This window comes from Ruegeria sp. ANG-S4, from assembly GCF_000814005.1.
Taxonomy (GTDB): domain Bacteria; phylum Pseudomonadota; class Alphaproteobacteria; order Rhodobacterales; family Rhodobacteraceae; genus Ruegeria.
In genome coordinates this window covers 944,069-961,679 of record NZ_JWLK01000001.1, presented here as the reverse complement: position 1 = coordinate 961,679, position 17,611 = coordinate 944,069, and the positions used below count along the sequence as shown (strand labels likewise).

Genomic DNA, 17,611 nt, shown 5'->3' with positions numbered 1-17,611 from the left:
GTCAGATTTCGCCAGTCAGCCCGGCCGCTTCAATACCCGCCAATGCCGCCTTTGCGTCATTGTCGGATGTATCGCCCGTGACACCCACAGCGCCGATGACCGCACCCTTGCGATCGCGTAACAGCACGCCACCCGGCACAGGAATGACTTGTCCGCCGTAGACGCCGTTTACGCATGCCATAAAGTAGGACTGTGCCTCCGCGCGCTGCATCTGCGCCGTCCCTGCCATACCCAACATGACTGAACCATAGGCCTTGCCTTGCGCGATAGCGAACCGACCGGGGGCCGCCCCGTCTTCGCGCTCAAACGCAATGACGTGACCACCGGCATCCAAAACCACAACCGACAGAGGTTTCATTTCCTCCTCCCGGCCTTTTTCAAGTGTTTTGCGGATGATCGTGCGGGCCTTACGCAGTGAAACTGACATGTACTGTCCTTTCGATGGAATTTCTGCTTGGGAAAGAACGAGGGCTAGGGCCCTCGGTCTCATGTTCTCAAACGGTTTGAGCTTTCAGTTCCAACCGCCGGGCATGCAGCACCGGCTCTGTGTAGCCTGAAGGCTGGACACGCCCTTTGAACACCAGGTCACAAGCGGCTTGAAACGCAATGCCTTGAAAATCTGGCGCCATCGGCGAATAGACCGGATCATCCGCGTTTTGCCGATCCACGACCTCGGCCATTTTCTGCATCGCCGCCATAACCTGTTCCTGGCTGACAACTTCCTGATGCAACCAGTTTGCCAATGCCTGTGAGGAAATGCGGCATGTGGCACGGTCCTCCATCAATCCGACATCATTGATATCCGGCACTTTCGAGCAACCGACACCCTGATCTACCCATCGGACCACATAGCCCAGAATGCCCTGCGCATTGTTTTCGATTTCGCGCGTGATTTCATGGTCGCTGAGGTTTCGGCCTTCCAGCAGCGGAATCGTCAGCAGATCGTGCAAGGTGCCCCGCGCGCCGCCAGCCGCCAACGCATCCTGCCGCGCCAGAACATCCACCTTGTGGTAGTGCGTCGCGTGCAAAGTCGCTGCCGTCGGTGACGGGACCCAAGCGCAGGTTGCCCCGGATTGCGGGTGCCCGATCTTGGCCTCCAGCATGTCTCCCATCCGGTCTGGCATCGCCCACATGCCTTTGCCGATCTGCGCCTTTCCCTTCAGGCCGCAAGCGAGACCAATGTCCACGTTGCGATCTTCGTACGCGGCGATCCACGGGGTGTTCTTGATGTCACCCTTGGGCAGCATTGGTCCAGCCTCCATCGACGTATGAATCTCATCACCGGTGCGATCAAGAAACCCAGTGTTGATGAACGCCACGCGCGATTTCGCGGCACGGATGCATTCTTTGAGATTGGCCGAGGTCCGGCGCTCCTCGTCCATGATACCAAGCTTGACGGTATTGCGTGGCAGGCCAAGGATATCTTCGACCATGTCAAAAATCTCGACCGCGAACGCCACTTCATCCGGTCCGTGCATTTTGGGTTTGACCACATAGACGGAGCCGGAGACCGAATTGCCGCCCGAACGGTTCAAATCGTGCATCGCCATCAACGTGGTGCAAAGGGCATCCATCAAGCCCTCACCAATCTCGCGCCCTTCAGAATCCAGAACCGCCGGGTTGGTCATCAGATGCCCGACATTGCGCACCAACATCAGCGAGCGGCCCTTCAGCGCGGCGGCTGCACCATCGGGGGCTGTGTAGTCCAGATCGCGTGCCAGTTTGCGGGTAAAGGTCTTTCCGCCTTTGGTAACCTCCTCGGTCAGATCCCCCTTCATCAAACCCAGCCAGTTGCCGTAAGCGACAACTTTGTCTTCGCCGTCGACGCAAGCTACCGAATCCTCGCAATCCATGATCGTCGACAGCGCGGATTCCAGCCGCACATCCGAAATGCCCGCAGGGTCAGTCGCGCCCGTTACGCTGTGGGCGTCTATCTTGATCTGAATATGCAAACCGTTTTTTCGCAGCAGCACAAACTCGGGCTTAGCGGACTCGCCGCCATAGCCTGCGAATTGCGCAGGGTCGGCCAATGTCGGCATCAGTGCGCCATCCTGAACGCTTAGCCCGGACACATCGGACCAAGACCCAAAGGCCAAGGGCACGGACTGATCCAGAAACGTCTTTACCCACTCAATGACCCGCGCGCCGCGTTCTTTGTCATACCCTTTGCCTTCGGGCAAATCACCAAGCGCATCGGTGCCATAAAGCGCATCGTACAGACTGCCCCAGCGCGCATTGGCTGCGTTCAAAGCGAAACGTGCGTTGGTGATCGGGACAACAAGCTGCGGACCCGGTGTAAGTGCGATTTCAGGATCGACATTTGCCGTATCAATCTGGAAATCCGCCCCTTCCTCGATCAAATAGCCGATTTCCCGCAGGAACGCCTGGTACGCTGCCGCGTCGTGCGGTTGCCCTTTTCGGGCCACATGCCATCCGTCGATACGGCTTTGAATGTCTGCCCGCTTTGTCAGGAGATCGCGGTTTTTCGGGCCAAGTTCATTGACCAGACGCGCAAGACCGCCCCAGAAATCCTCGGGCGAGACGCCTGTGCCCGGCAGCGCGCGGGATTCGATGAAATCCGTCAGAACCTTGTCGATTTGCAGCCCGCTCCGGATCTCTCTGCTAGTCATTCGCCTTTTCTCCCGCGATTGTGTGCCATCGTATGCGCTTTCCACTTAGGCCGTTTGTTTCCGATAGGCAACTTTTGACTTTGGCTGCGTCTTTTTTGACCGCTCAAGTTAGTGTTTCAATTGCCACGATGAACGGAGCGCGCCAGTTGCGGCCACCGGGGGAAAACCATAACGTCGCGCCAGACAAAACTGATGTGAGGCCCCCGATGCGCGACGCCGCCCCCACCACGATCTACCTGAAAGACTACACGCCCTTCGGCTATGGTGTGGACAGCGTGCATCTGACATTTGATCTGGCCGCCCATGCCACGCGGGTCACATCGCGCATTCAATTCCGCCCATACCCCGAGGCCACGGATCAAACCTTTTTCCTTCATGGAGAGGACCTGACGTTGATCCGGGCCTCTATCGATGGCGCAGAGATCACACCGGATGTGACCGACAAGGGACTGACGGCCAAAGTGCCCGATCAGCCATTTCTTTGGGAGGCTGAGGTGGAAATCGACCCCGGCAACAACACCGCACTCGAGGGGCTTTACATGTCGAACGGCATGTACTGCACCCAGTGCGAGGCCGAGGGGTTTCGCAAAATCACATTCTACCCGGACCGCCCCGACGTGATGGCCATTTTCACCGTGCGTATCAACGGCGATCTTCCGGTGCTGCTGTCCAACGGCAACCCTGCAGGAAAGGGTCAGGGGTGGGCCGAATGGACGGACCCTTGGCCCAAACCCGCATATCTGTTTGCATTGGTTGCGGGCGATTTGATCGCGCATCCGGATAGGTTCACCACAAAGTCAGGCCGCGACGTCGAATTGAACCTATGGGTCCGCGCTGGGGACGAAGGAAAATGCGCCTTTGGTATGGAAGCCCTGAAAAAGTCCATGACATGGGACGAGGACGTCTACGGCCGCGAATATGATCTGGACGTGTTCAACATCGTGGCCGTGGACGATTTCAACATGGGCGCGATGGAGAACAAGGGGTTGAACATCTTCAACTCCTCTGCTGTTCTGGCCAGCCCTGAGACCGCAACCGATATGAATTTCGAGCGGATCGAAGCGATCATTGCGCACGAATATTTCCACAACTGGACCGGCAACCGTATCACCTGCCGCGACTGGTTCCAGCTGTGCCTGAAAGAGGGGCTGACCGTTTTCCGGGATGCGCAGTTCACCTCGGACATGCGCTCGGCCCCAGTAAAGCGCATACACGACGCCATCGACCTGCGCGCACGGCAGTTCCCCGAGGATAACGGGCCGCTGTCGCATCCGGTTCGGCCCGAGAGCTTTCAGGAAATCAATAACTTCTACACCTCGACCGTCTACGAAAAAGGCGCCGAGGTCATCGGAATGCTGAAACGGCTGGTTGGCGATGAGGCGTATGCCAAGGCGCTTGACCTCTATTTCGACCGCCATGACGGACAGGCCTGCACCATCGAGGATTGGCTGAAGGTGTTCGAGGACTCAACGGGGCGCGATCTAAGCCAGTTCAAACGCTGGTACAGCCAGTCAGGAACGCCACGAGTTTCAGTTGCCGAGGACTGGGCGAATGGCACGTACACCCTGACGCTCAGCCAAACGACCCAACCGACGCCGGGACAAACGGACAAACAGCCGCAAGTCATTCCGGTTGCCGTGGGCCTGTTGGGACCGAACGGGGATGAAGTGAGCGCGACAAAGGTTCTGGAACTCACTGAGACTCAACAAAGCTTTCAGTTCTCCGGGCTGGCCGCCAAACCGGTTCCATCGGTCCTGCGGGATTTCTCGGCACCTGTCATCCTGGAACAGGATCAATCAAACGCCGAGCGCGCCTTTCTGCTGGCTCATGACACCGACCCTTTCAACCGCTGGCAAGCCGGGCGATCGCTGGCCGAAGACAGTCTGTTGAAGATGATCACGCAGGACGCCGCACCTGATTCCGAATACCTCGACGGGCTGCTGGCCGTATTGCGGGACGCCGATTTGGACCCCGCTTACCGGGCGCTGATGTTGGGATTGCCCACACAGTCCGAGCTGGCCTCGACCTTGCACGAACAAGGTGCAACGCCCGACCCGATGGCAATTTGGACCGCCGTTGAGACACTGCGACAGGCCACGGCGCAACATATGCAAGACCTGCTGCCGCGTTTGCACAGCGAGGCTTTGGTCGATGTCCCATACCAACCTGACGCAGTGCAATCGGGCAAGCGGGCGTTGGGCAGCGCAGCGCTGGCCTTGACGACGCGTCTGGACGGCGGCGCACAGGCCGCCGAAGCCTATGAAGCGGCCGACAACATGACGCTGCAACTGGCTGCCCTGTCCTGCCTGTTGCGGGCAGGCAAAGGAAAGGCGCAATTGTCCGCCTTCTATGATCAGTGGCGGCATGATCGCCTTGTGATGGACAAATGGTTTGCCCTGCAGGTGTCTTTGGCAGCGCCGGACACCGCGCCTGAAACCGCAAAGGAATTGACCCTGCACCCCGATTTCAATTGGAAAAACCCCAATCGTTTCAGAGCTTTGATGGGGTCTTTGGCGATGAACCATGCCGGATTCCATCAGGCAGAAGGTGCGGGGTATGCGCTGTTGGCCGATTGGTTGATCCGGCTGGATCCGGTCAACCCGCAAACTACGGCTCGGATGTGTTCCGCCTTTCAGACATGGAAACGGTACGATGCAGACCGCCAGGCATTGTTGCGGGCGCAACTGACACGCATTGCCGAAACGCCGGGTTTGTCCCGCGACACAACAGAAATGATTTCGCGTATTCTGGGCGCATGACAGAACCGGCGCAAACCTTTGTTTTTAAACGCCATAACCGATCACAGCGTGCGGTGATTGTCCTGATCTGCGTTTATGCAGCATTGGGCGGTCTTTTGGTTATTTTCGACGCCGTCTGGTGGCTGGTGGCGTTGTTGGCGCTGACAACGTTGCCGGCACTTTGGGATGTGGTGCAAAACACCAATGCGGGCGTGCAGTTGGACGATCAGGAAATCAGCTGGCACACTGGTCAACGAAAAGGCGACATCCCTTTGGTACAGATCGAAAAATTCCGGTTCGACACGCGCTGGGACTTCTCGGTTCGGGTCTCCGCAATCCTGAAATCGGGCAAACGCGTGCGCCTTCCGGATGAATCACTGCCACCCCACCAACAGTTCGAAGGGGTGCTCAAAGACGCGGGATTCGCCGTTGAACGCCACCATTTTCGCGTTTTTTGAAACGATGGCCCATTGCGGGCCGGATTGATCCGGAATCTCCGGCTTCTGGCCCGTCGCCTTGATTTTAGTAAGATTTCCGGCCAAACTTGAAAGGTTACAGTGTGTTCAGTTCCGAGTTTTTGCCATGTTGCGGTCCATTGAGGCGATTGCCGCCCGTATCTCAGCCTTCTTCCTGCAAAGTGAATCGCAGCCCGTTGCCGCGTCGCAAGCGGCGTGCGCAGGCCAAATGGCAATCGGTACGTTGAACATCCCTGTCGCTCAGCCGGGCACCGATGCGTTGATCGGTCATAAAACGATTGAGCGCGGTCGGTATTTGGCGCGGCAAGGCCTCTGGTCACATCTGTCCGCCGAAATGGCCACAGCCGACACAGCCGGAGACACCACGCCGTGCGGTCAGTCGATAACCGAGCTTTTGGCGTTCGGTGCACGGTCGGATGTTGTGCTTGCGGTGGAACACGCCCTGTCGGATGGAAAGGCTATTACAGACTACGATCTGCTTTGCGGGATTTCCGAGCTTGAAAGCGAAATGAACGATCATCCGGGTGATCCGATGATCGCGCTGGTGGTTGCACTGGCGCATATCGACCTGGCCTGGGCGTGGCGGGGAAAGACGCCCGAAGCGAAATTGCCACGTTTGCACCGGTCGCGCTGTGCTGCGCATTTTGACCGGGCCTCGGTCATACTTTCTGAGTGCCGCGAACTGGCCAAAAACAGCCCTGCTATCGCGGCGGGCGATTGCGCCTTGCTGGCGGGTCATCGTACCGCAAATGCTCGGGCCGCAGACAAATTCGAAACGCTGATTTCCTTGGATCCGCACAATCACCGCCACATGCGTGTGATGGGTGCGCATCTGCTGCCGCGCTTTTTCGGCAGCTACGAAAAGCTTGAAAACCAGGCCTTGCGCATGGCGGCCAAAACCCAGGCTGTTTGGGGCGCCGGTGGATACACCTGGGTTCAGTTTGATGCGATCGCGCAGGATGACGAAGCCTGTGCGCGTGTCGATGTGGATTACTTTCTCGACGGCCTGCGGGACATCGTGGCGCGGCGCCCGGATCAGGAAACGATCAATTTGCTTGCGGCCTATTGCGCAATCACGTTGAAGAACCGGATGGGCCGCAACGAAAAGGCGGACCGCGCGCGTCAGCGCATCTGCGATGCCGCAGACTGGTTGATCCGTGATCATCTGACCGAGTTGCACCCGTTGATTTGGGCGCATGCCGCCAATGGATTCAACAACAGCCTTCGTGTCAGCTCGGCCGAACGATTTGCCGCATTGGGCCATCGCGATGCATTGCGCGCCATCGGCAACCTGTTTCGCGAAGAATTGCGCAGTGGCCTGAACGTGACATTCACGCCCAGCGGTCTGCAACTTTCCAGCAACTGAATCGGCTTGGAAAGGCGTCGGTTTCACGCGAATCCGACCCTTTGCCCCTTGCCCCTATGGCGCAGCGGGCCTAATACGCTGACCTAGATTTCTGCGGATAAGAGGCGCGCCATGCTCGACCTGACTTACGACATGCCCAAAGTCAAAACCATCGCCGGTGCCAAACACGATTGGGAACTGGTGATCGGGATGGAGGTGCACGCTCAGGTCTCGTCCAACGCCAAACTGTTTTCGGGCGCATCAACCCAATTCGGGGCCGAGCCTAATTCGAACGTGGCCTTCGTTGATGCCGCGATGCCGGGGATGTTGCCGGTTATCAACGAGTATTGCGTTGAACAAGCTGTACGGACCGGGCTGGGTCTGAAGGCGGATATCAACCTGAAATCGGCGTTCGACCGCAAGAACTATTTCTATCCCGACCTGCCCCAAGGTTATCAGATTTCCCAGCTGTATCACCCTATTGTGGGTGAAGGTGAGGTGCTGGTCGAGATGGGAGACGGCACCGCGCGTATGGTGCGGATCGAGCGTATTCATATGGAGCAGGACGCGGGCAAATCGATCCACGACATGGACCCCCATATGTCCTTCGTCGACCTCAACCGGACCGGTGTCTGCCTGATGGAAATCGTCAGCCGCCCTGATATCCGTGGCCCGGAAGAAGCGGCGGCCTATATCGCCAAGCTGCGCCAGATCATGCGGTACCTGGGCACCTGCGATGGCAACATGCAGAACGGCAACCTGCGCGCGGACGTGAACGTCTCGATCTGCTTGCCAGGCGCGTATGAGAAATACCAGGAGACGCAGGACTTCTCGCATCTGGGCACCCGTTGCGAGATCAAGAACATGAACTCGATGCGCTTCATCCAGCAGGCGATTGAGATCGAAGCCCGCCGCCAGATCGCCATCGTCGAAGGCGGTGGCACCGTCGATCAGGAAACCCGCCTGTATGACCCGGACAAAGGCGAAACCCGCTCGATGCGGTCGAAGGAAGAAGCGCATGATTACCGCTATTTCCCCGACCCCGATCTGCTGCCGCTGGAGATCGAGCAGTCTTGGGTGGATGACATCGCCGCCAAGCTGCCGGAATTGCCAGATGACAAAAAGGCGCGTTTCATCGAAGAGTTTGGCCTGACGGACTATGACGCGTCGGTGTTGACTGCCGAAGTAGAGTCGGCCGCCTATTTCGAGGACGTCGCCAAAGGTCGAAGCGGTAAACTGGCCGCCAACTGGGTGATCAACGAACTGTTTGGTCGGTTGAAGAAAGAGGATCACGACATCACCGAGTCGCCGGTCTCGCCTGCGCAGTTAGGCGGGATCATCGACTTGATCGCCTCCGATGCGATCTCAGGCAAGATCGCGAAAGATCTGTTCGAAATCGTCTATACCGAAGGTGGCGACCCGGCGCAGATCGTGGAAGATCGCGGCATGAAACAGGTGACCGACACGGGCGCCATTGAGGCTGCACTGGACGAAATCATCGCGGCCAACCCGGCGCAGGTCGAAAAGGCCAAGGTAAACCCCAAGCTGGCAGGCTGGTTCGTGGGTCAGGTCATGAAAGCCACTGGCGGCAAGGCCAACCCCAAAGCCGTGAACGAATTGGTGAGCAAAAAACTGGGATCGTGAACCCCGCATACCAATGATTTGACGGAGTTGGGCTATCTGCTTGACTCCGTTTTCATTTGCACCCTTTCTTCGGCCCCAGAGAGGTAGGTGTCATGCAGAAAAGATTTGATCAGGAACTGGAAGACCGTCTGATGCGCTACGCTGCAATAGACAGTCAAAGCGATGAAACCTCGCCCTCGACCCCGAGCACCGAGATTCAGTTCGACATGCTGAACTTGCTGCGAGATGAGCTTACTGCGATTGGCGCGCAGGACGTTGAACTGACGCATGACAGTGTTGTCGTGGCAACGATCCCCGGCACGGCAGAGGGGCCGACCATCGGGTTTCTGGCGCATGTGGATACGGCGCCGCAATTCAACGCCACTGGCGTCAAACCCAGGGTGATCAAGGGGTATAATGGCGGAGACATTACGTTTCCCGATGATCCCGATCTGGTGTTGTCTCCTGATGAACACCCATACTTGGCGAAAAAAATGGGACACGACCTGATCACAGCCTCAGGAACCACCCTGCTCGGCGGTGATGACAAGGCGGGTGTGTCGATCCTGATGACGATGGCGCGTCACCTGCTTGAGACCAAGGATGTCGCCCACGGTCCGATCCGTATCGCCTTTACCCCGGATGAAGAAATCGGACGCGGCGTGACAGAGCGCCTGCCCGAAGATCTGAAAGCTGATTTTGCCTATACGCTGGACGGGCAAGAAGTTGGCGAGATCGAATACGAGAGCTTTTCGGCCGACCGGGCAGTGATCAAAATCACCGGCGTTTCGATCCATCCCGGACTGGCAAAGGACAAGATGGTGAATGCGGCGCATTTGGCTGCCAAAATCGTTCAGACTTTGCCGCAAGCCACCATGACGCCCGAAGTCACAGACGGGCGCGAGGGTTTTATCCATATCACCGACATGAATGGCGGCTCGTCCGAGATGGAGGTCAAACTGATCCTGCGCGATTTCGAGATGGACGGCTTGGAGGCGCAACGCGAAATCGTGCGCAAGGTTTGCGGTGCCGTGCAAGCCACTGAGCCACGCGCGCAAATCACCTGCGACATCAGCCACCAGTATCGCAACATGCGTTATTGGCTGGAAAAGGACATGACCCCTGTCGATCTGGCCCGCGAAGCCTGTCAGGACTTGGGTATCGACGTCATCTCGGTCCCGATCCGCGGCGGTACGGACGGGTCACGCCTGACCGAGTTTGGAACGCCCACCCCCAACATCTTTACCGGTATGCAGTGCATTCATGGCCCGAAAGAATGGATTTCGGTGCAGGATATGGCGCTGGCAACCGAAGTATGTCTGTCCCTGGTTGCGAAAGCGGCGCGGGGTCAGGGCAACAGTACGGGCTGAATTTTGCCAATTCAGGAAGATCGCTTTTACACGCGGTTCAAAATGTTAATTTGCCGGGACGAAACAGTCAGGACCGATTGATGCCGCGCTACGAATACAAAGTTGTCCCCGCTCCTCAGAAGGGTACCAAGGCCAAGGGCGTCAAAACCCCAGAGGGGCGGTTCGCCAATTCCGTCGAACAGCTTCTGAACAAAATGGGACAAGACGGGTGGGAATATCAGCGCGCCGAGTTGCTGCCCAGCGAGGAACGCACCGGACTGACCGGATCAGCTGTGAACTGGAGAAATGTTCTTGTGTTTCGCCGTGTCTTGGCTGAGGCCGCGACAGAGCCAGACGCAGCCGCTCAAATCGCGGAACCCGAAGATGTGCCGTTGGCGCGACCGGTGCCTGGACCAGAGGAGGTTCTGCCAGAACCCACGCAGGAAACGCAGGTAACCGCGCCTGCGCCGATCGCGGCAGAGGTCAAAGACCCGCCGCTTACGTTGAAAGACACAGAAAGCGTTCCGGGCGAAGAGCAGGACGCCAAGGATGCAAAAACCTGAATTCCCGTAAGGAGCGTTGGTCGGCCCCTGCGGCCTTCTGATTTCGGTCACGGCACTGTGGTGTGAATGTGAGCGAAAAAGCTGGCACATTCTGCATGTAAACATGTGGGAGGGTGCCATGACTATTTCACGCCGCGAATTTACAGCAGGGCTGGGGCTTGCGCTCGGGCTGCCCAGAGCACTTTGGGCACAGCAGGATCCCGTGTTGGGCGCACTCAGATCCACCTTGTTCGGAACGTCGACCGAATTCGAGGAAGGAATGTCTTACCTGCGGCAAAGGGGCAATGCGGATGTTGTCCCTGCGTTGCTGACCGCGATGCGTTACGCCAGTCGCAGGGACAAGAAGATCGCCGAGGTGATGGATGCGCTGGCGGGCCAATCTCTGGGCACCGATTGGTTCGAGTGGATGCTGTGGCAGGAACGCAATCCCCAGATCACGCCCCACCCATCACTCATTCCGTTCAAACGCGAGGTCCTTCTGGGAATAGACGAAAACTTTGCTGTCTTCCTGCGGCCTAAATACCTGCAGCCCGACAAAATGAAAATCCGGCTGGAGGAGATTGCCTGGGGCGGCGTTTCCAAAGACGGCATCCCGTCGCTGGACAATCCGGCGCTGATTTCTGCATCGCGTGCGGATTACCTCAGGGGTGACGATCTTGTATTTGGTGTGGCGATCAACGGGGACGAACGCGCCTATCCGCTGCGCATTATGGGTTGGCACGAGATGTTCAACGAGGTCATTGGCGGCGTACCTGTTGCGCTGGCCTATTGCACGCTTTGCGGATCGGGTATCCTGTTTGAAACGCAGGTTTCAGGACGACGCAAACCGCTGGTCTTTGGGTCGTCGGGGTTCTTGTATCGGTCAAACAAACTGATGTTTGATCGCGAAACCCACTCTCTTTGGAACCAATATACCGGCAAGCCGGTCGTCGGCCCGCTGGTCAACAGTGGAATTGAATTAAAGCAAAAGCCCGTGGTCATAACGACCTGGGATAGCTGGAAAACCTCGCATCCAAACACCAAGGTGCTGTCGTTAAACACTGGACATCGCAGAAATTACGGCTCGGGCGTGGTCTACCGTGACTACTTTGCATCCAGCGCGTTGATGTTTCCTGCTGTGGTCGATCAATCACAGCATCGGCAAAAGGACTACGTCTTTGCCATTCGTCAATTCGGCGCGGCCCGGGCATGGCCATTGGACGCCTTCACCCGAACACATGTAATCAACGATGCGATTGCCAACCGGCCCTTGGTGTTGATCGGCAATGCGGACAAACGCGCTGTGCGTGCCTACGAGCGCGGATCGCATCGGTTCACGGTGTCCGACGGTGGGCTTTTGGATCAATCGGGTCAGAAGTGGCGGCTGACCGAAGAGGCTTTGGTCGCACCAGACGGCTCAGAGCTTCCACGCGTGGCCGGTCACATCTCATACTGGTTTGCATGGGACAATTATCTTGGCGATGCGGCCAGTGTTTATGGTGGCTAGGGGCTAGGAATGCTCCTCGGCTGCGGTCGCAGCCAACGCCCGGTTATACGCCTTGAGCGCATCAACGTGGTAGAGTGCACCAACCGGGGTCTCACAACCATCGTCACCGACTATGACGACCGGAATGCAAGGAATATCGTCACGATCAAAATATGGCATTGCCGCTTCCAGCGTGGCGCTGGCTTTGACGCAAAGCCCCTGATCTATGAGAACTTGCGCCTCTTGCTTGGTGAGTGATCGGGCATCACCGATTGGGCGCATTACGGCACCGGCGCGCAGCATGGCCAACAGATATGCTTGCGGACCCGCGGCAAGGTGCACATTGCGACGTTCCAGTTGCGTCAGGAAAAAAGACCGATCGACAAGCCGCGAGGCGAGCGCGGTCGACATCGAAACCGAAACCATCACTGCAAGGCCAATCTGCCAATCCCCGGTCAGCTCAAACACAATCAACGTGGTCGAAATCGGCGCACCCAAGACTGCGGCTGCGACCGCACCCATACCTGCAAAGGCATAAAGCGTATGGGTTCCCGAAACATCAGGCAGCAGGCCCGTGGCGATCAAACCAAAGGCGAGCCCGGTCAACGCGCCAATCATCAGTGACGGGGAAAATACGCCGCCGCCCATGCGCCCGCCCATCGTAATTGCCACAGCTACGGTTTTGATCACCGCAAACACGATCGCGGTCGTCAGAACCAGATCGCCGGTCAGCGCACGAATGGTCGTTTCATATCCCACGCCGATAATGTGCGGAAACCAAACCGCCAACGCGCCCAGCATCGCGCCGGACACAGCCGGTCGCAGCCAACGCGGTAAAGACAGTCGGTTCTGGATATGTGTTCCAATGTCCTCGGCAAAGAAGATGGAGCGCATCAGCACCAGGGAAACCAACCCGCAGATCAGTCCGAGGATCAAAAAGGCGGGCAACTCGACATAAAACTGCAGCGATCCCGGCGTCTGTAGCGTGAATTCGGTCACGTCACCGTATTCCAGACGGTTGATCACGGTCCCGGCGACCGACGCGATCACGATGGGGGCGAAGGCGTGCACCGCAAAGTGGCGCAGAACAACCTCAAGCGCGAAAAGCGCGCCTGCAATTGGGGCGTTAAAGCTGGCCGAAACGGCTGCCGCGACCGCACAACCCAGCAGATCGCGCCCTGTGATGCCGTCCGCATGGATGCGATTGCTGACCCAAGTCGAAATTACACCGGCCATGTGTACCACCGGCCCTTCGCGGCCCGTCGATCCTCCGGTACTGAGGGTTATGAGCGACGCGAAGAAGGATGCGATCCCGGCTTTGGTTTCGACGCGGCCATCGGTTACCGCTGCCCCTTCGATCACATCCGCAACGGATCTGACGCGCCCGTCATCGGTGTATTTGTGCAGGATGATGCCGACCAGCAAACCGCCAATGATCGGCGTGATCAGGATCAAAACCCATGGCAGCTTTTCCGCGTGCGTGTGCAGCAGCAGAATGTCTTCAGTGTCGTAGATATAGGCTTGCAACGCCCGGATTCCCTTTCGAAACCCAAGCGCCATGAAGCCCGCGGCGACTCCAATCGCAAGCGCAATGAACCAGAATTGTATCTGACTTGGACCGCGCCGCCGCATAACCCGCCATGCATCTTTTAACGCGGCCATGGCCTGATTGAACTGGTTACGCAGAACGGTGCGGGTTGACTGGGTCATGGGCCTACGGGGATCACCTCTTGATCCTTAGTAAGCCACGGAGCGATCATATAAAAGATGCATGACACTCCGGTGACGGCACGAAGTGTTTCAGGCGTGCAACAGGGCCCTTGCTGCTGCGCGCGCCTCGTCCGTGATGGTGTCCCCGGCCACCATTCGGGCGATTTCATCCACACGATCCGGGTCAGCCAGCGGCACAACGGTCGAAAGGGTCTGGCCATCTGTCACATGCTTTTGAACCCGCCAGTGGTGCGCGGCACGCGCAGCGACTTGCGGTGAATGCGTAACGACCAGGACCTGCCCGCCTTGCGCCAAAGCGGCCAGCCGCCGCCCAACCGCGTCCGCAGTCGCGCCCCCGACACCACGGTCAATTTCGTCAAATATCATCGTACGCGCACTGTCAGACCCGGTCAGGCAGACTTTGAGGGCCAGCAAAAACCGGCTGAGTTCTCCGCCCGAGGCGATCTTGTTCAATGGCCCGGACGGGGCACCCGGGTTTGTGGCAACCGTAAAGGCAACCGCGTCCCTGCCCTCGGGTCCCGGATCGGATTGCGTGATTTCGGTCTTGAACACGGCGCGTTCCATCTTTAGCGGCGCAAGCTCTACCATGACCGCCGAATCCAATTGATCACCCGCCGCGCGCCGCACGTGGCTGAGTTCCTCTGCGGCAGCGTCATAGGCCGTTTGTGCCGCCTCAACGGCTGCGCGTTGATCCGCCAGATCCGCATCGCCCGCTTCCAGCCGGGTCAATCGGCCGCGCAGCGTTTCGGCAAATCCGCCCAGATCGTCGGGGGCCACATCATGCTTGCGGGCCAGCGCCCGGATGGCGAAAAGGCGTTCTTCGGCGGCTTCGAGTTCCGCCGGATTGAAATCAAGCGCCTGCAGGCAGGCGTTCACGCCATCCTGAGCCTCACCCAGTTCGATCATGGCCCGGCCAAGCGCTGCAATCGGCTCTTCCAGCTGACCGCCAGCGCTGTCCGAAACACCTTCCAGCCAGCGTAAAGAGTCGCTCATAGCGCCCTCGGCCCCATCACCGCCCAGCAGCGCAAACGCGCGCGCGACGTCATCGCGAATGCGCTCGGCCCCCTGCATCATCCGGCGACGTGCATCAAGTTCGGCATCCTCACCCGGTTGAGGGTCCAACTGGTCGAGTTCTGAAACGGCGTGGCGCAGAAATTCTTCTTCGGCCCGCATGGCTGTCAGTGCGGCTTCGGTTTCGTTCAGGGCCTTCCGGGCCTGCGCCATGTTCGACCAGGCCAGGCGTACGGCAGCAAGATAATCACGTGCCCCCGCGTATTCGTCCAGCATGGCGCGGTGCCCGCGCGGGTTCAACAAGCCCCGATCATCGTGCTGGCCGTGCAGTTCAATCAGGGTCTCTGAAAGTGCGCGCAGAACCTCGCCCGAACAACGGCGGTCATTGACCCAGGCGGTCTTGCGCCCTTCCGCCGTGTTGATCCGCCTCAGGATCAGTTCATCGCCGCCGGGCAACCCTGCTTCGGCCAGAATGTCATGTGCGGGATGACCATCCGGTAACTCGAACTCTGCGATCACTTCGCCCTGTGCCGCACCTTGCCGCACAAGTTCGGCGCGCCCACGCCAGCCCAGAACAAAGCCCAATGAGTCGAGCAAGATCGACTTGCCGGCACCGGTCTCACCGGTCAACGCGTTCAACCCCGGTTGGAAAGTCAGCTCCAACCGGTCGATGATTAGCATGTCGCGGATATCAAGCGCACGAAGCATCGGATCGTCAGCGTCCCAAGGCCAACGCCACGGCGATTACAACCACTGACCCTTGACGGTCTGGCGATAAATCGTGCTGAGCCAGTTGTTGCCGCTGCTCTTGAGGTCGAGACCCCGAGACGTCAGCAAGGTATAGGCATCATCGTACCACACCGACGACTGGTAGTTGTATCCCAAGATAGCGCCCGCCGATTGCGCCTCATCAAACAGCCCAAGCGACAAATACGCTTCGACCAAACGATACAGGGCCTCGGCTGTGTGTGACGTGGTCTGGAAATCTTCGACAACAACCCGGAATCGGTTGATAGCCGCCGTATAGTGATCCTGACGCAGGTAGTAGCGCCCGATTTCCATCTCTTTGCCGGCCAGATGATCGAACGCAAGATCGAACTTCAGAATGGCCGAGGTGGCGTATTCACTGTCAGGGTAGACTTCGATCACGGTGCGCAACGCTTGCAAAGCCTGAAAAGTCAGCCCCTGATCGCGGCCAACCTCGTCAATCTGGTCGTAATAGCTGAGCGCCAAAAGATACTGGGCATAGGCCGCATCTTCGTCCGTGGGATAGAAATCGATATACCGCTGTGCTGCCGCGCGGCTTTCTTCGTAATTCTTGTCCGTGTGGAACGAAAACGCCTGCATAATCAACGCGCGTTTTGCCCAGTCGGAATAGGGATAGAGGCGTTCGACCTCGGAAAAATACCATGCCGCATCGTCCGAGCGATTTTGCGAGAGCTCGAATTCGCCGCGCGTATAGATTTGCTCGGGCGTATACCCTTCCAGGTTTTGTGAACGATCCGCACCGGTCCTGCCAAACAGGCCACCCCCGTTGCCGCATGCCGTCAAAGTTGCTGCCAGAAGAATCGCTCCCGCGAACCTGACTGCCGCTTTGCTGCCAACCATACCGCACATCCTTGTCGTCTTACCAAGCGGGGCTTACCCCGGATCGGCCTTGGTCTAGCACATAAAATTCCGGTGCAAAACGCCTTATGCGCTGTCTTGCGGAAATGTCGTCAGAGTTGATCTGTTCACGCAACTTGCGGGATTTCGCTGCGCACCAGCCCTTGACCCGGCAGTCGCGCTGCCTGTTCAGGCGTACACAGCACAGGCCGCACTGCCCCTGGTGTTTCGAACAGTTTGCGCAGCAGCGTATTGGTCATGGCATGGCCAGACTTGTCGCCCGTAAAGTGACCCAGAATCGGGCCACCGGCCAGATACAGATCGCCGAGAGCATCCAGCATCTTGTGACGCACGGCTTCGTCCTCATGGCGGAACCCGCCCGGAGTCAGCACTTCGCTGCCTTGTACAACGACCGCGTTTTCCAACGTACCACCCAAGGCCAGACCGTTTTCGCGCATCGTTTCAACATCGATGCGGCGGCAGAATGTCCGGCTGTCGCAGAGCTCTCGCGCAAACGAACCATTGCGCATATCCAGAACTTTGGTCTGGTTCCCGATTGCCTTGTCTTCAAAGTCGATATGGAACTCGATCACCAGCCCATCAGCAGGTGCGATCGACGCGCTTGCGCCCTCGCGGGACGCCGTCACCGGCTTGAGAACCTCGTAGGCCAGGACCGGGCTGGCTTGGCGCCTGACGCCCTTGGCCATAATGCCGTGGACAAACTCGATCGAAGAACCGTCCATGATCGGAACTTCGGGTCCATCAATCTCGACCAGAGCGTTATGAATTCCGCACCCGGCAAGAGCCGCCATTATATGCTCTACGGTCGAGACCGACACGCCTGCGTCGTTGATCAGTCTTGTGCACAAAGGTGTCCGCTCGACGACGTCGTAAATCGCCGGGATCAATGCGTTGCCCAATTCGATGTCAGTCCGCTTGAACCAGATCCCGTGACCTGCCGCGGCAGGCTTCAGAACCATCCTTGCGGGCTTGCCACTGTGGAGCCCGACGCCCGTAAACGTGACCGAAGATTTGAGCGTATGTTGCAAATTGAACCTCAGAGAGCGGCGTCCAG

The 17,611-nt window shown here is 58.3% G+C and carries 13 protein-coding genes; 7 read left to right on the top strand and 6 right to left on the bottom strand.

The genetic code is table 11. The annotated features are described in order from the left end of the window. Nucleotide 1 precedes the first annotated feature (1 nt). Both RA28_RS04865 and RA28_RS04860 read right to left on the bottom strand, forming a co-directional pair. The gene (locus RA28_RS04865; RefSeq protein WP_039524187.1) at nucleotides 2–427 is read right to left on the bottom strand and encodes a GlcG/HbpS family heme-binding protein; all 426 of its coding nucleotides are present in this window, start codon (nucleotides 425–427) and stop codon (nucleotides 2–4) included. Nucleotides 428–494: 67 nt separating this feature from the next. Then, nucleotides 495–2,630: a malate synthase G gene (locus RA28_RS04860; RefSeq protein ID WP_039525835.1), complete on the bottom strand. Its 2,136-nt coding sequence runs from the start codon at nucleotides 2,628–2,630 to the stop codon at nucleotides 495–497. A gap of 206 nt (nucleotides 2,631–2,836) precedes the next feature. Here RA28_RS04860 and pepN point away from each other — a divergent pair, with 206 nt between their 5' ends. From pepN to RA28_RS04825, 7 genes are all read left to right on the top strand, one after another. Beyond that, nucleotides 2,837–5,389 (top strand): aminopeptidase N, encoded by a 2,553-nt coding sequence (gene pepN, locus RA28_RS04855; protein ID WP_039525830.1) that lies wholly within the window; start codon nucleotides 2,837–2,839, stop codon nucleotides 5,387–5,389. A gap of 53 nt (nucleotides 5,390–5,442) precedes the next feature. After that, the gene (locus RA28_RS04850) at nucleotides 5,443–5,826 is read left to right on the top strand and encodes a hypothetical protein (RefSeq protein WP_241481063.1); all 384 of its coding nucleotides are present in this window, start codon (nucleotides 5,443–5,445) and stop codon (nucleotides 5,824–5,826) included. A gap of 124 nt (nucleotides 5,827–5,950) precedes the next feature. After that, nucleotides 5,951–7,210: a hypothetical protein gene (locus tag RA28_RS04845; RefSeq protein ID WP_039524182.1), complete on the top strand. Its 1,260-nt coding sequence runs from the start codon at nucleotides 5,951–5,953 to the stop codon at nucleotides 7,208–7,210. Between the two features lie 111 nt (nucleotides 7,211–7,321). Then, nucleotides 7,322–8,833 carry an Asp-tRNA(Asn)/Glu-tRNA(Gln) amidotransferase subunit GatB gene (gatB, locus tag RA28_RS04840; protein ID WP_039524181.1) on the top strand — a complete coding sequence of 504 codons (1,512 nt, stop codon included), beginning with the start codon at nucleotides 7,322–7,324 and terminating at the stop codon, nucleotides 8,831–8,833. Nucleotides 8,834–8,925: 92 nt separating this feature from the next. Continuing rightward, on the top strand, nucleotides 8,926–10,182 hold the full coding sequence (gene pepT / locus RA28_RS04835; protein ID WP_039524179.1) for a peptidase T: 1,257 nt from the start codon (nucleotides 8,926–8,928) through the stop codon (nucleotides 10,180–10,182). An 80-nt stretch (nucleotides 10,183–10,262) separates the two neighbouring features. Next, on the top strand, nucleotides 10,263–10,724 hold the full coding sequence (locus RA28_RS04830) for a DUF4177 domain-containing protein (protein ID WP_039524177.1): 462 nt from the start codon (nucleotides 10,263–10,265) through the stop codon (nucleotides 10,722–10,724). 118 nt (nucleotides 10,725–10,842) lie between these two features. Then, nucleotides 10,843–12,210 carry a DUF3179 domain-containing protein gene (locus RA28_RS04825; protein WP_039525827.1) on the top strand — a complete coding sequence of 456 codons (1,368 nt, stop codon included), beginning with the start codon at nucleotides 10,843–10,845 and terminating at the stop codon, nucleotides 12,208–12,210. 3 nt (nucleotides 12,211–12,213) lie between these two features. On the opposite strand, the gene RA28_RS04820 is transcribed toward RA28_RS04825, so the two are convergent. The 4 genes from RA28_RS04820 to lpxC form a co-directional block, all read right to left on the bottom strand. Beyond that, nucleotides 12,214–13,899, bottom strand: a complete 1,686-nt coding sequence (locus RA28_RS04820; protein WP_039524175.1) for a chloride channel protein — start codon at nucleotides 13,897–13,899, stop codon at nucleotides 12,214–12,216. A gap of 90 nt (nucleotides 13,900–13,989) precedes the next feature. Next, entirely contained in the window at nucleotides 13,990–15,639 is a 1,650-nt protein-coding gene (recN, locus tag RA28_RS04815) for a DNA repair protein RecN (protein WP_039524173.1), read from the bottom strand. Nucleotides 15,640–15,675: 36 nt separating this feature from the next. Next, a complete protein-coding gene (locus tag RA28_RS04810; RefSeq protein WP_039524171.1) occupies nucleotides 15,676–16,539 on the bottom strand; it encodes an outer membrane protein assembly factor BamD in 864 nt (287 codons plus the stop codon). A gap of 125 nt (nucleotides 16,540–16,664) precedes the next feature. Continuing rightward, on the bottom strand, nucleotides 16,665–17,585 hold the full coding sequence (gene lpxC, locus RA28_RS04805) for a UDP-3-O-acyl-N-acetylglucosamine deacetylase (protein WP_082029723.1): 921 nt from the start codon (nucleotides 17,583–17,585) through the stop codon (nucleotides 16,665–16,667). Between the last annotated feature and the right edge of the window lie 26 nt (nucleotides 17,586–17,611).